A 14,765-nucleotide genomic window follows, 5' to 3' on the forward strand; every position below is an offset into this window, starting at 1 on the left:
AATGATGACCCGCCGCTTATGGGTCCTGTTAGGACTGTTGGTCGCGCTGGTCGCCGCGCTGGCCGTGCCGGCCGGCGCGGCCCCCGTGCTGTATCCCAACGGTGTCGGCGCCGATCTCGGGCCGAACCCGCTGACCCTCGGCGTCACCGCGAGCGCCGGCGACAACGCCGCGGGCCTGCGCACCGGCAGCGTCGATGGCCACAGTTACTGGCAGACCGACGGTTCCGCCGGCACGTCGTACCTGAACTTCGCGCCGGATCCCGACTACACCGTCGCCGGGCCGGTCGTCGCCCTGGTGACGTACTACGACAGCGGCGTCGGCACGCTGACCCTCAATGGCGGCGCGGTGGCCACACTGGCCGGCAGCAACACGTGGAAGCACGCCGCGACCACCTTGCCCGCGCTGACTTCCGTCCGACTGAGCGGTTCGGTGGACATCACCGTCGCGCAGCTGCGGCTCACCGCCGCCGGGCCTTCGGCCACGCTCGGCGCGACCCCGTCGAACACCGGCATCAGCCCCAATCCCGGTGACAACCCGTCCGGGCTGATCACCGGCACCGCGGCCGGACGCGGCTACTGGCAGACCAATGCGGCCTCGCCCGCGCCGTCGACCAACTACTTGTACATGAACGTCGCCGACTCGTACGCGTACAACACCAAGGACGTCGTGCTGGTCAGCATCGACTATCTGGACGCCGGCAACGGCACGCTGGACCTCCAGTACGACTCGCCCGGCCAGGACCTGCCGGACAAGTTCAAGCCGTCGGAGATCGTGCACTACGGCGACACGGGCAGCTGGCAGACGCACGACTTCGTGCTGGACGACTCGATCCTCACCAACCGCACCAACGGTTCCGACTTCCGCATCGCCCATGACGGGTCCACTGTGGAGATCAAGGTCGCCGCCGTGCGGGTGACGGTGATTCCGTCCACTCTGGACGTCAAGGCCGGGCTGCGCAACCTGGTGTCCCAGGCCGGTTTGACCGTGTATGCGGCGCGCGAGGGCACCCGGGACGGTCAGTATCCGGCCGGGGCCAAGGCCGCGTTCAGCACGCAGATCGCCAAGGCGCAGGCCGTGATCGACGACCAGAACGCCACTCCGGCCCAGGTCAAGGCCGCCCTGCAAGCGCTGTACGACAGCTATCAGGCGTTCAAGGCATCGGCTGTGAACCTCAATGTCGCTGCTGGTAAAGCGCTTTCCACCGGCCCCGGTTGGACTCAGGTCGATCTCGGCCGGTCGCAGCCGGTCGACGACGTGTTCGTGCAGTGGGGCGCGGCCTTCTCATCGGACTACAAGGTGCAGACCTCGCTCGACGGCACGACCTTCACCACGGTCGGCGAATCCGGGGCCACCGAAGCCAATCGTTCGTCTCGTACCGGCTTCCCCTTGACCAACGCGCGGTACGTGCGGCTGGCCTACGACGGCACCGCGATCGTCGCCGATTTCCAGGTCCGCAACCAGCGGGTCGTCACACCCAAGCCGCAGCTGATCAGGACCAAGTACCCGACCGCCGACCCGGTGATCGCCGACTTCGTTGTGACCGGCGCGGATCCCAGCGGTGTCAGGGATTCCACCAAGGCGGTGCAGGCCGCGCTGTGGGACTGCTACGACGCCGGCGGCGGCACCGTGTGGCTGTCCGACGGCACCTACCGCGTCACCGACACCATTGAGGTGCCGGCATTCTGCTCGCTGCGCGGCGACCGGCGCGATGCCGATCACGGCGGCGGCAGCTACGGCACGGTGATCAGCGCCGACCTGCCGTCCGGTGACAACGGTCCGGTGCTGTTCCGGATCGGCGGCAGTGCCGGGGTGCTCGGGCTGACCACCTACTACCCGCACCAGAACGCCGCCGCGCCGGTGCCGTACAGCTATACGTTCGAGATCACCGGCAGCGCGTGGGCCAGCGACGAGAACTACATGATGGGCACGGTTTCCGACGTCACCATGCTCAACTCGTACCGGGGCATCGGCATCAGCACCATGCCTGACGAGCGTGGACGGCCGCCGGCCGTCGGGCAGACCCACGAGTCCGCCACCGTGCGCAACGTGCGCGGCACGGCGCTGTTCGAGGGTGTCGAGGCGTACAACGGGGCCGATGTCGGCACGTGGGAGAACGTCGTCTTCTCCAACTCGTACTGGGCTTCCGCCCCGCACCAGTTCAACCCGCCTCGTCGGTCCACTGTGGATGCATGGACCCGAGTTCACGGCACCGGCTTCGTGCTCGGTGACCTGGAGTGGGACCAGTTCAACGAGATCGCCGCGTCCGACTACCACGTCGGCATCCACGTCGTGGCCGGTCAGCGCGTCGACTTCGCCGGTGCTTTCCAGGGCGTGCAGATCAAGCACACCGACACCGCGCTGCTCGTCGACCAGTTCGACTCGCGCTGGGGTCTGATGATCGCCCGCGGCACGCTCGACGGGGCCGTCACCAACAACTCCGCCGGCTTCGTCAAGCTCACCGACGTCAAAGTCACCGGCGTTCGCACCGGCATCGTCTACCAGATGTCCGGCCAGGCCCCGGCCTACGACTCGTCCCAGCCGGCCGCACGCCCGTCACGTAACGCCCTATACGTTACTGACGCCCCGCACGGTGTCGGCTATATCCCCGCTCTTGACGCAACCGCCAGCATCCAGCGCACCCTCGACCGCGCCGGCCGTGACGGCGGCGGTGTCGTCTACCTGCCCGCCGGTTGGTACCGCGTCGAATCCCGGCTCGTCGTTCCCGCCGGTGTCGAGCTTCGCGGCGCTTCTGCCGTGCCCAACCGTGACGAGGACGGCCGCAGTGGCGGCACCGTGCTCATGTCGTACGCCGGGCGGGCCACCGCCACCCCTGACACCGATGCCGCTTTCATCACGCTGAACGCCAGCAACTCCGGCGTTCGTGGCCTCAGGGTCTTCTACCCCGGCCAGAACCCCGCCGCCCCCGACGGCCTCGTCGCCTATCCGTACGCCATCCGGGCTCACGGCTCCGGCACCTATGTCGTCAATGTCGGCATGTCCAATGCCTACAACGGCATCGACCTCGCCACCTTCCGCAACGACCACTTCTTCGTCGGCAAGCTCGCCGGCACTTTCGTCCGGCACGGCATCACCGTCGGCAATTCCGAGGACGGCGTCATCAACGGCGTGCTCACCAACGGCAACACTTTCGTACGCCTCGGCTTCTACCTTCCTGACTGGGCTTCCGGCGCCAACCTCTTCCCCCAGGTGATCGACGGTTTCACCCGCAAGTCGTCCGACCTCATCACCGTCACCGGCGCCCGCAACCTCACCATCACCGACGCTTTCGGCTACGGTCTGCACAACGGTCTCATCGTCAATTCCGGTTCCGTGCACGTCTTCAACCTCGGCACCGACAACCTCGGCACCGACGGCTTCACCGTGCGGGCTTCCTCGCCCGGCACCACCGTGCTCAACCTCTTGCGCTACAACGGCACCACCAGCTCCGGCCCTGTCCACCTGGTCAACGTCATGGCCATCAACCTGGTCCAGTTCGCCGTCACCACAACCGCCTCCCCCGGCGGTACCGCCCGCCTCACCGGCACCGAAACCACCCCCGGCAAATACGAATCCGGCAGCTCCGTCACCGCCACCGCCAAGCCTTCCCCCGGCTACCACTTCGTCTCGTGGACCGTCGGCGGCACCGTGGTTTCCACTTCCCCCGCCTACACCTTCCCCGTTACCGCCGACACCGCGTTGACAGCCACCTTCGCCGGTTGATCCGATCGAATGGCGTTTCCCGCGTACGCGGGAAACGCCATTCGGCCGGTTGTAACGCGAGCGGGCAACAGGACGACGGACCTCCCGTGGTTGTGGGTCGGGAGGGGCACGCGATGACGTACCGGTTCAATCCGCCGCCGAACTGGCCGGAGCCGCCCATGGGCTGGGTGGCGCCCCAGGGCTGGCAGCCGCCGGCCGACTGGCCGCAGCCCCCGCCCGGCTGGCAACTGTGGGTGCCGGTGCCCGATTTCGTGCCGCCCACCCCTGCCGCAGGACCGCCCGCGCCGCCCGCCCCGACATCCGCCTCAGCGCCGACCGCACCCCTCTTGCCACCACCCGCCTCAATGCCGCCCGCCATTCCGGCATCGGCCCCCGCCCCGCTCTCGCCAACACCCGCTCCAGCACCACCCACCATCCCGGCGCCGACCCCCACCTCAGGACCAGCCGCTCCGCTCTTGCCAATCCCCGCTCCAGCACCACCCGCCATCCCGGCACCGACCCTCACCGCAGCACCGGCCACTCCCCTCTCGCCAACGCCCGCCCCAGCGGCACCCGCCATCCCCCTGACCACCACCCCACCACCACACGCCGCGGCGCCGGAGGCCGACAGGCGCGTGGGGATGTTCGGTGCCCGCAAGCGACTGCAGGAGCTGGAAGCCGAGCTCCACCTGGCCCGTGATCAAGAGCAGCGGCTCAAGGCGCAGCTCGCCGAGGCGGCGGCCCGATACGACGAGCTGCGAGGCAAGGACGCAATCGCCGTGGAGAACGAGATCGCGGCAGCCCGCCGAAGACTCAAAGACTTGGTGGCCGAGGCCGAGGCGCAGGCGGCGGAGAACACGCAGTGGCGGGGCGAGGCCACGAAGGCGTGGACGGAGATGCAGCAGCGGATCGGATCGGCGCAGTCGGAGTTGCAGGGCATTCGCGCGCAGATCGTCGAGACGCAGGAAACCGCCCTGCTCCAAGAGGCCGGCATCTACGAGTACCGCCACCGCCTGGCGGACTCCGTGGCCTACAAGGCATCCCTCGAGCGGCTCAAGGACTCGATCAAGGTTGCCGCCAAGAACAACCACGCGATCACGGCGACGACGAACTGGACGGTCAACAACTCGGCCGTCGAAGGACAGCGGATGGTGCGGGACTTCTCGAAGCTGATGCTGCGCGCGTACAACACCGAGGCCGACAACTGCGTCCGGTCGATGCGCCCGTACCGGCTCGAGTCCGCGAAGGACCGCCTGACGAAGGTCCGTGACATCATCTCGCGGCTCGGCAAGACCATGCACATCAACATCGCGGCCGGCTACCACCGACTCCGCCTTGAGGAGCTCGAGCTCACCGCCGACTATCTGGCCAAGGTCGAGGAGGAGAAGGAGCGCGTGCGGGCGGAGCGCGAGCGTCAGCGGGACGAGGCGCAGGCGCAACGCGAGTTCGAGCGCGAGAAGGCCAGGCTGGCCAAGGAGCAGTCGCACTGGCGCACCGCCATGGAGAAGTGGACGAGTGCGGGCGACGCCGCCAAGGTGGCTGAGGCGGAGTCCAAGCTGGCCGAGCTCGGTGAGGCGATGCAGAGTGTGGCGGAGCGGGAGGCCAACATCCGCACCGGATGGGTCTACGTGATCTCCAACGTCGGCTCGTTCGGACCGGACGTGGTGAAGATCGGGCTGACCCGGCGGTTGGATCCCACGGAGCGAGTGCGGGAACTCGGCGACGCGTCGGTGCCGTTCAAGTTCGACGTGCACGCCCTCATCTTCGACGCCGACGCCGTGAGCCTCGAAACCCGCCTGCACCAACATCTTGCCGCCCGGCGGGTGAACCGCGTGAACCTGCGGCGGGAGTTCTTCCATGTCACACCGGCCGAGGTGTTGAGCATCCTTCACACCCTGGGTCTTCAGGACAACCTCGTCGATTACGTCGAGGAGCCCGAAGCCGAGGAATGGCGGTCGAGCCAACGCATGTCCGAACCCGAGTCCGGCGCCGCGGTCGCATGACGCACCATCGGGCAGGATGGCGCCGAGCCGGTGCCACCCTGCCCCGGAGCGTGGGAGAACACGACATTCAAGGTCACCGCTGGGGAGGAACGGTTTCTGCTGCGGGTGCATCGGCCGATGCGGCACGGCCGGTTCGTCGACTCGGGGGCGGCGATCGCGTCGGAGCTGCGGTGGCTGACGGCGCTGAGGGAGCAGACCGATCTCGCGGTACCGGAACCGGTGCCCACCAAGGATGGTGAGCTGACGACGGTCCGGTCGGAGCGAATCTGTTCGGTGCTGCGCTGGATGGACGGTCGGCGGCACGCGAAGTCGCCCCGGCCGGGGCATCTGCGGCAGCTGGGCGATGCGATGGCCCGATTGCACGATCACGCCGAAAAGTGGTTGCCGCCCAAGGACTTCGTTCGTATCCGATGGGACTGGGAGACGTTCTTCGGCGACACCATGGAGTACGGCGGCCTCACCGCGGCCAAGGTCTGGGACCTGCTGCCGGCAAGCCTGCGCAGGGACTTCGAGCACGTCGCCGGCACGGCCCGGAACATGATGGCGGAGTTGGACGACTTCGGGCTCATCCACGCCGATCTGCACCTGGACAACGCCCTCTTCGCCGGCGGCGAGGTCAAGTTGATCGACTTCGATGACAGCGGCGCAGGACACCGGATCTACGATATCGCCGTGGCGCTCTGGGAACTGCGCAACCGCGACGATTACGAACAGTTCCGCACGGCGCTGCTCGACGGCTACACGGCCCATCGACCACTGGCCGCCGACCATCTGGACACGTTCATCGCGATCCGCGAAGTGGAGTTCGGGCTGTGGTTTGCCGGTACAGCCCAGGTGAACCCGGTCTTCAGTGACGCACTCGACCGTGAGCTTACAGCCGTTCAGCGTCGTCTGGCCGCCCTGCTCTAACGGATCATCGCGGCGTAGCCCGGCTGGCCTTCCTGGCCGATGTCGGGGACGCGCAGGATGCTGACGGCGCCGGCGGCGGCGAGCACGGCGAGACCGCCGAACAGGGTGGCGAATCCGCCGACCGACAGCAGTGCCGGGGCGGCGAACGGGACCACGGCGATAGGCAGGATGGCGGCGATGTTGAGCACCGCGAAGTCCTTGCCGGCCGATTCCGGGTCCGGCAGCATTCTTAGGCACAGCGCGAAATCCGTGGCCAGGAAGGCGCCATACCCGAGCGACATGACCGCGGCCCCGAGGAACACGGCCGGGATACCGGGCGCGAGAGCCACCACGACCAGTCCGACCGCCAGCACGAGGCCGCCGACGAACACGAACGGCTTCTGCCGCCGGATTCGGTCGGAGAGCCATCCGGTCAGCCACGCGGTGACAGCAACACAGGCGATGCCGATCAAGGTGATGAGAAAGATCATGCCCGGCACCGCCTCGGCCGCGACGGCAAAGCGTTGCGTGAACAGGAAGGCCAGGTAGCTGTTGCACGCCCAGGCGGCGGTGATCATGAAGCGCACCGCCCAGGCCCAGGCAAACGCCGGATGCCGGCGCGGGCTCACCCAGTACGACCGCAGCATGATCGCCAGGCTCAGCCGCGGTTCGTCGATCGGCGGCCGGTGCTGGGGATCGCGGACGAGCAGCACCGTCATGATCACGCCAGCCGCGCCCAGCGCCGCAACCATCGCCCATTGCAGCAATGGTGCCGTCGGCACCGCACTGACCAGCGCGAACCCGACCACGGGACCGGCAAGGGCGACAAAGGCCACCACGCCCGACGCCGTCCCGCGCCGCTCCGGGGCCACCTGGTCGGCGGCCAGCCCGGCGTTGGCGGCCTGCTGGGCACCGATCAGCACCATGATCACGGCCCAGCCCACGACCACCTGCCACACGGCGGTGGTCCAACCCATGGCCATCAGCAGCACGGCCGCCCCGAGGCCGGTACCGAGAATCCAGCTGCGGCGTCGACCGAATCGGACCGTGGTGCGGTCGCTGAGCCGCCCGCCGAGCGGATTCGCCAGCAGGCCGGCCACGCCGCCGATCCCGGCCACGAGACTGAACACGGACGTCGCCTCAACCCCGGCGATCGCCGTGAGGTGGGTGACCAGCAGCAGGTTCAACGGCACGGCCGCGCCGAGGTAGGCCGCCGCGTTCGTGCCGATCAGCCCGGCGATGAGCCGCCGCTGGCCGGTGACCGGGGCAACCGGTAACCGGTGAACCGTCATGGCGTCACCGCCACGGCATCGATGATCTCGAGGACGGCATCGCGTACGACTGCGGGATTCTCTTGCGGGATAAGGTGTCCGGCCTCCGGCACGACGACGAACCGCCCGTGTGGGACGGCGGCCATGAGGTCGGCGGCGACCTGGTTGAACAGGGGGCGGGCGGTTTTCATGCCACGGTCGATTCGACCGGCCTGCAAACAGATCGTGGGCACGCTCGGGGTGCCAGCGGCCTGGAGTCGTTGCATGGTCGGCAAAGCGGCGACGATCTGGGTGGCTTCCCGGCGGCTGGTCCGCATGCCGCTGACGCAAGCGTAGTCGCGCAGGATAATGTCCATATCGGACGGTGCGATGTCGGGTGACACGTGCGGCACGGTGAGTTTCATGACCAGGCGGCGGCCGCCAAGGCGAGCGAGTAGCGCAAGTATGGCGAACGCGCGCGAAGCGGTACGGGCGGTACGGTCGCTCATGATCTCGGCGACGGTGGCGTCGACAAAGACCAAGCCGGCGACCCGCCGCGGGTGGCGTTCGGCGAACAAACGGATGATGGGACCGCCCCAACTGTGCCCGACCAGCACGACCGGTCGCGTCTCGCCGATGGCGTCGAGCAGGCCGGTGAGGTCGTCGGCGATCCGTTCGAGCGTCCGATCCCGCGGATCCGGGTCGCTGCCGCCGTAGCCGGCTCGGTCGTAGGACAACGTGCGGGTCCGCGCGCCGACCTGCCGCTGGGTGTGCACCCACGACGCGGCCGGCGCGCTCATACCGGCCTCGAACACGACGAGCGGCCCATCCCCCTCGCCGGCCGTCACGGCCCGCAGCCGTCGCCCGTCCGGCAACACGACGAACTTCTCGGTCAACCCCCGACCGGGGTCCAGGTGCACGCTGGTCATTCGACGTGGCCTCTCACTGATACCAACAGGGCGGATGGACGTCCTTCCACAGATCTGCGTGTTCGAGCTGTGCGGCCAGGGCGAACAACGCGGCGTCGCCGCGACGGCGGCCGACGATCTGCACGCCGTGCGGCAGACCATCACGGTCCACATGGGACGGTAGGGCGATCGCGGGCTGGCCGGTCAGGTTCGCCCATGGCGTATAGGCCGACCAGGCCAGCATCGCGTCGGCGATCGCCGCGAACCCTTCGGCCTGGAAATGCCCGAGCGGTACGGGCGGACCGGTCGTCACCGGGGTCAGCGCGACGTCGAAACCGTCGAGAGCCGCGAGGAAAGCGCTTGCGTACCCGGCCAGCACCCCTTGCGCCGCGACCAGGTCCCGCCCGGAAAGCGCTTCACCTTCCTCCGTAAGGTAACGGGTGTAAGGTAACAGCTGTCCTTCACGATCGGCCGGCACCAGCGACGACGCCACCGCGTTGACGGAGGCGGCAAACAGCGTCCGCAAGGCCGAGCTCACCGGATCGTCACAGCGTGCAGGGATCGGCACCTCCCGCACGTCATGCCCCAACTCCTGGAGCAGCGCCGCTGTCCATTCGACGGCATGGACGGCCTCGGGATGCGGACTGCGTCCAGCCAGACCGACCTCGGTCCAGAACGCGATGCGCAGCGGCCGCGTCGACCACTGCTTGATCGCGTCGACGAACCGAACCTCCGGCCGCCAGCCGTCCAGGTCGCCAGGCTGGGGCTGCGCCATGACGTCCAACAGCAGCGCGGCATCCTCGACCATACGGGCGATGGGTCCTTCGACCGTGGTGCTGACGAACGACGTCGCCTGCGCACTGACCAGGCCGCGACTTGGCTTCACGCCAACGAGATGACAGGTCGCCGCCGGAGTTCGAGTCGACCCGGCCCCGTCACCGGCGTGCGCCAGCGGCAACAGCCCCGCCGCCACGGCAGCGGCGGCACCGCCACTGGAGCCGCTCGCATACCGCATACAGTCGTACGGCGTGACGGTCGGCCGCCCGGTCACGTCGTTCTCGGTGTAGCAAGTCGCACCGAACTCAGCGGTGTTGGTCTTGCCGATCAGCACGGCACCAGCCCGCCGAAGCAGTCCAACGGTCCAGGCGTCGGCCGTCGGGGTGAACTCCGCCAACGCGGCACAGCCGAACGTCGTCCGCGCCCCAGCGGTCGAGTAAAGGTCCTTGATACCCAAGGGAAGTCCGAGCAGCGGTGACCATTCGCCCTGAGCCAGGCGGCGGTCGGCGCGATCGGCCTCGTCAAGGGCGAGCTCCGATGTGACCGTGGCAAAAGCGCCGAGCTCGCCATCGAGCTTCTCGATACGTTCCAGGTAATGCACGGTCAGCTCGCGGGAACTCACCTCGCCCAAACGCAGGGCAGTCAGCTGAGTAGCAGCGGAGAGCTCGTGCAGGTCGCCACTCATCGCGACACCGTGGCCCCAGTTAGCACACTGTAGACAACATTCACAATGGCGTTCAGGTACTCCGGTGTCAGCGGCTGACGGCCCAGCATCCGGCGGTGCATCATCGGACCCTCGATCAGGTCGCCCATGAGCGAGAGGTCGGGCGGCTCCCCGATCTCTCCCCGCTCCGTCGCCCGGACGATGGCCTGACGCAGCGGCTCACCACGACCCAAGGCCATGGTCCGGAAGGCCAGCTCGGCGTCCGGGTCGTGATGCAGATCGGCGGTCAGCCCCATCAGCCCGTCGACCCAGGACGACGACCAGGACTCGGCCAGGCCGTGCACGACGGCGGCGAGGTCGCCGCGCAGCGTCCCGGTGTCCCGGTCCGAGATCGGCGGCAGATGCTCGGCCAGCACGTCGACCACCAGCTGCGCCTTGCTGGACCAGCGCCGGTAGACGTCGGTGCGATGGGCTTGAGCCTCCGCCGCGACCTTGGTCAGCGTCAGGGCGTCGTAGCCCCGGCTCCGCAGCAGCGACCAGGCCGCGGCCAGCAGCCGATGTTCGAGATCGGGATCTCGGGGACGCCCAGGCACGTCGCCTCCTTACGCTACAGGTTGTAGCGCAAGAGGGTAGGTCGGCCCGCTGACCTGCGCAAGCCCCTCAGTAAACGTCGCGCAGGTACCGGCGGTCGGCGGCGAGCTGCTTGAGGTAGGCAGTGGCCTGGTCGGCGGTCATACCGCCGTGGTTGACGACGATCTCGCGCAGGGCGCGGTCGACGTCCTTGGCCATCCGGGTGGCGTCGCCGCAGACGTAGAGGTGGGCGCCGTCCTTGAGCCAGCGCCAGAGATGCGCGCCGTGCTCGCGCATCCGGTCCTGCACATAGACCTTGGCCCGCTGGTCGCGGGAGAAGGCCAGGTCGAGACGGGACAGCAGGCCGTCGGAGCGGAACTGCGAAAGCTCGTCACGGTAGTAGAAGTCGGTGGCCCGGCGTTGTTCGCCGAAGAAGAGCCAGTTGGGACCGCCGGCCCCGAGCGCGGCCCGTTCCTCAAGGAAGCCGAGGAAAGGTGCGACGCCGGTGCCGGGGCCGACCATGATCATCGGGGCCGACGGGTTGGCCGGCGGCCGAAAATGGGGCGAGCGCTGGACGAACGCCTTCACCGGCGCGCCGGCGGCGCGGTCGGCCAGGTACGTGGAACATACGCCGCCGTGGGATCCGTACCGCACAACGGAAACCGTGAGCCGGATCCGGGACGGGCTGACCAGCGGGCTGGACGAGATCGAGTACTGCCGCGGTTGCAGCCGCTTGAGCACCTCGGCCCACGCCTGCGCATCGGCGCGAACGGGATAGGACCGCAGCACATCGACGGCGTGGCGGCCCCAGGTCCACTTGGCCAGCTCGCCCTTGTTGTCCGGGCGGATCAGGTGCCGCAGCTCGCGGTCTCCGTTGTGCTCGGCCACGAAGTGCAGCAGCGAAGGCGTGATCCGCGCGATCTCCAGCTCGTCACGAAGGGCGTCGCCGAGGGAGAAGTCGTTGCCGTCAAGGGAAATCGAGGCGGAGCCGTCGAGTCCGGTGGCGTTGAGCCACTCGTCGACCAGCACGGGACTGTTGACCGGCAACACGCTCAGGGCGTCGCCGGTCTCGTAGGCGAGGTCGGCGGCGTCGAAGGTGAACTCCCGCACCTCCTTGCCGGCGCCGGGCAGGCTGAGCAGCCGGTTGCCGACGAGCTCGATCTCACGGTGCCGGGCCGGCGCGGTATTCAGCGCGACGATCACCTGGTCGAGCCAGCGCCGCGCGGTCGCCTGGTAGTCCGGTTCACAGTCGGTCCGCGGCACGAGGTGGGTGGCGCCCAGCTCCCGCATCCGCTGGTCGATCCGCTTGCCGTGGCCGCAGAAGTTGTCGTAGTTGGAGTCGCCGAGGGCCAGCACCGAGTACTGCAGCCCGTCCAGTGTGTCCTGTGTGGACAGATGGTCCCAGAAGCTGACGCCGTTGTCCGGGGCGTCACCGTCGCCGAACGTGCTGGTGATCATCAGCACCGGCGTGCCGGCCCGCAGCGTGTCCGCGGACGCCTCGGCCATGCTCACCAGCACCGGCTGCCAGCCGTTCTCGGCCAGTCGCCGCGCCGCCTCGGTCGCGAACTGCTCGGCGTTGCCGGTCTGCGACGCCCACAGCACCGCGACCTCCTTGCCGGGTAACGGTGCAGCCGTTACATCGCCGCGTGAGAACATGCCGGCCAGCAGGCCGTCAACCCACGCGGCCCGGGTCGGCTCGATCGGCGCGTGCGGCGGCAACACCGGCACACCGACGTTGCCGGCGCTCACCCCGGAGGCGAAGCCGGCGAGGTACTGCCGCTCGGCCGCGGTGAAGTCCGGCATCGGCACGTCTTCAACGCCGAGCATCGCCGCCAGGAACAATGCCGGCTCCGGCACAGCGACGGGCGCGACCGCCACCTTGGCCAGGGACACCGCGCACGCCTTGAACTCGGGCTGGAACGAGATCGGGTCGACGGCGTCGTTGGTCACGGCGTTCACGCTGAGGTACTCGCCGAACAGGTCGTTCCAGTGGAACGGGGCGAAGCAGCAGCCGGGCCGGACGCGATCGGTCACCACGGCGGTGAGCACGGCCCGGCCGCGCCGCGAGGCGATCTCCACCTGATCCTCGTCCACAATGGACAACGCGGCGGCGTCCTCCGGGTGGATCTCCACGAACGGGCCGGGGTTGAGCTTGTTCAGCTTGGCGACCTTGCCGGTCTTGGTGAGGGTGTGCCACTGGTGCTGCACGCGCCCGGTGTTCAGCACGAACGGGAACTCGTCGTCGGGCAGCTCGGCCGGCGGCAGGTGCGGCCGGGCGAAGAACGACGCTTTCCCCGACGCGGTGGGGAAAACCACCTTGTCGTCGGTCACGTAGCGAATGGGATTGCGGTCGGGGCCGTCCGGGGCGCTGGGCCACTGGACCGGTGACTCGCGCAGGCGCTCGTAGCTGATGCCCCGTAAGTCGTAGCCGGTGAAGGGATTGCTGGCCCGCTTGATCTCCTCGAAGATCTGCTCGGCGCTGTCGTAGTGGAACGGAAAACCCATCTCGACGGCGACGCGGGCGATGAGCTGCCAGTCGGGCAGCGCCTGGCCGGCCGGCGCGACGGCCTGCGGCGCGAGCGTGACGTTGCGCTCGGAGTTGACCATCACACCTTCGGTCTCCGACCAGATCGCGCCGGGCAGCACGATATCGGCGTAGCCGTTGGTTTCCGTGTCGGCGAAGGCGTCCTGCGTGATCACCAGCTCGGCGGCCTCGAGCCCTTCGATCACCGTGCGCCGATTCGCCACGGAGGCAACAGGATTCGTGCAGATGATCCAGCACGCCTTGATGTCGCCGGCGGCCATCCGCTCGAACATCTCGACGGTGCCGCGGCCGACGTCGGTGCGGATGCTCCCGGCGGGAATGTCCCAGAGCTCTTCGACGAACGTGCGGTCCTCTGTGGACAGCACCGACCGTTGCCCCGGCAGGCCCGGTCCCATGTAACCCATTTCCCGGCCGCCCATGGCATTCGGCTGCCCGGTCAGCGAGAACGGGCCGCTGCCCGGCCGGCAGATCGCGCCGGTCGCGAGGTGCAGGTTGCACAGGGCGTTGGTGTTCCACGTGCCATGCGTGCTCTGGTTGAGCCCCATCGTCCAGCAGCTCATCCAGTTGCCCGCGGCGCCGATCCACTTGGCCGCGGTGCGCAGGTCGCCCTCGGAGATGCCGGTGATGTCGGCGACCACGTCCGGCGGGTAGTCGGCCAGGAACTCCGGCATTCCCTCCCAGCCCTCGGTGTGCGCGGCGACGAATTCCTCGTCGACAAGGCCGTCCGCGTGGATCAGGTGCAGCAAACCGTTGAGCAGCGCCAGATCCGTGCCGGGTTTCACCTGGAGGAACAGATCCGCCTTGGCCGCGGTCGCCGTGCGCCGCGGGTCGACGACGATCAGCTTGGCGCCCTGCTTGACCCGTTCCATCATGCGCAGGAACAGGATCGGGTGGCAGTCGGCCATGTTGGAACCGATCACCAGGAACACGTCCGCGTGCTCGAAATCCTGGTACGAGCCGGGCGGGCCGTCCGCGCCGAGGGACAGCTTGTAGCCGCTGCCCGCGCTGGCCATGCACAGCCGGGAGTTGGACTCGATCTGGTTGGTGCGGACGAACCCCTTGGCCAGCTTGGTGATCAGGTACTGGGCCTCCATGGTGAGCTGGCCGGAGACGTAGAACGACAGCGCGTCCGGTCCGTGCTCGTCGAGGATGTCCCGCAGCCTCGTCGCCGCGAGGGTGATCGCCCGGTCCACATCGGTCGGTTCCGCCGGCGCCTCGCGGACAGCCCTGACCAGCCCTGTCGTCAGCCGTCCCGACGCCGCCAGCATCTCGTGGCTGGTCGCCCCCTTGGTGCACAACCGACCGAAGTTGGCCGGATGCTCCTTGTCACCGGCGACCGACACCACGCTGCCGTCCCGGACCGTGAGCACGATGCCGCAGCCCACGCCGCAGTACGAGCACACGGTCCTGACCGTCGAATCGGGCACGGGCGGGAACTCTAGGAACGGGCTGTTGCGCAC

8 protein-coding genes are annotated in these 14,765 nt (G+C 68.6%); 3 read left to right on the forward strand and 5 right to left on the reverse strand.

The genetic code is table 11. The features are described 5' to 3' along the window. The first annotated feature begins 4 nt into the window (after positions 1 to 4). The 3 genes from M3Q35_RS20550 (at position 5) to M3Q35_RS20560 (ending at position 6,612) form a co-directional block, all read left to right on the forward strand. Positions 5 to 3,721, forward strand: a complete 3,717-nt coding sequence (locus M3Q35_RS20550; protein ID WP_273943547.1) for a discoidin domain-containing protein — start codon at positions 5 to 7, stop codon at positions 3,719 to 3,721. Positions 3,722 to 4,341: 620 nt separating this feature from the next. Then, entirely contained in the window at positions 4,342 to 5,703 is a 1,362-nt protein-coding gene (locus tag M3Q35_RS20555) for an SNIPE associated domain-containing protein (protein ID WP_273944409.1), read from the forward strand. A gap of 30 nt (positions 5,704 to 5,733) precedes the next feature. Then, positions 5,734 to 6,612 carry a phosphotransferase gene (locus M3Q35_RS20560; RefSeq protein ID WP_273943548.1) on the forward strand — a complete coding sequence of 293 codons (879 nt, stop codon included), beginning with the start codon at positions 5,734 to 5,736 and terminating at the stop codon, positions 6,610 to 6,612. On the opposite strand, the gene M3Q35_RS20565 is transcribed toward M3Q35_RS20560, so the two are convergent. From M3Q35_RS20565 to M3Q35_RS20585, 5 genes are all read right to left on the reverse strand, one after another. After that, a complete protein-coding gene (locus M3Q35_RS20565) occupies positions 6,609 to 7,883 on the reverse strand; it encodes an MFS transporter (RefSeq protein WP_273943549.1) in 1,275 nt (424 codons plus the stop codon). The two genes, M3Q35_RS20560 and M3Q35_RS20565, sit on opposite strands and share 4 nt — an antisense overlap. Continuing rightward, the gene (locus tag M3Q35_RS20570) at positions 7,880 to 8,689 is read right to left on the reverse strand and encodes an alpha/beta fold hydrolase (RefSeq protein WP_273943550.1); all 810 of its coding nucleotides are present in this window, start codon (positions 8,687 to 8,689) and stop codon (positions 7,880 to 7,882) included. The genes M3Q35_RS20565 and M3Q35_RS20570 overlap by 4 nt, the downstream gene beginning before the upstream one ends. A 94-nt stretch (positions 8,690 to 8,783) precedes the next feature. After that, a complete protein-coding gene (locus tag M3Q35_RS20575) occupies positions 8,784 to 10,211 on the reverse strand; it encodes an amidase (RefSeq protein WP_273943551.1) in 1,428 nt (475 codons plus the stop codon). Further along, entirely contained in the window at positions 10,208 to 10,783 is a 576-nt protein-coding gene (locus tag M3Q35_RS20580) for a TetR/AcrR family transcriptional regulator (RefSeq protein WP_273943552.1), read from the reverse strand. Before M3Q35_RS20580 ends, M3Q35_RS20575 begins: the two co-directional genes overlap by 4 nt. A 67-nt stretch (positions 10,784 to 10,850) precedes the next feature. Continuing rightward, positions 10,851 to 14,732, reverse strand: a complete 3,882-nt coding sequence (locus M3Q35_RS20585; protein ID WP_273943553.1) for a bifunctional nitrate reductase/sulfite reductase flavoprotein subunit alpha — start codon at positions 14,730 to 14,732, stop codon at positions 10,851 to 10,853. Positions 14,733 to 14,765: the final 33 nt, after the last annotated feature.

The sequence above is a fragment of the Kutzneria chonburiensis genome, assembly GCF_028622115.1.
Taxonomy (GTDB): domain Bacteria; phylum Actinomycetota; class Actinomycetes; order Mycobacteriales; family Pseudonocardiaceae; genus Kutzneria; species Kutzneria chonburiensis.

Bases quoted from the DNA above. Each gene is read 5' to 3' on its own strand.
- M3Q35_RS20575 (WP_273943551.1), bottom strand. From the start codon at position 10,211: ATGAGTGGCGACCTGCACGAGCTCTCCGCTGCTACTCAGCTGACTGCC.
- M3Q35_RS20555 (WP_273944409.1), top strand. From the start codon at position 4,342: ATGTTCGGTGCCCGCAAGCGACTGCAGGAGCTGGAAGCCGAGCTCCAC.
- M3Q35_RS20565 (WP_273943549.1), bottom strand. From the start codon at position 7,883: ATGACGGTTCACCGGTTACCGGTTGCCCCGGTCACCGGCCAGCGGCGG.
- M3Q35_RS20550 (WP_273943547.1), top strand. From the start codon at position 5: ATGACCCGCCGCTTATGGGTCCTGTTAGGACTGTTGGTCGCGCTGGTC.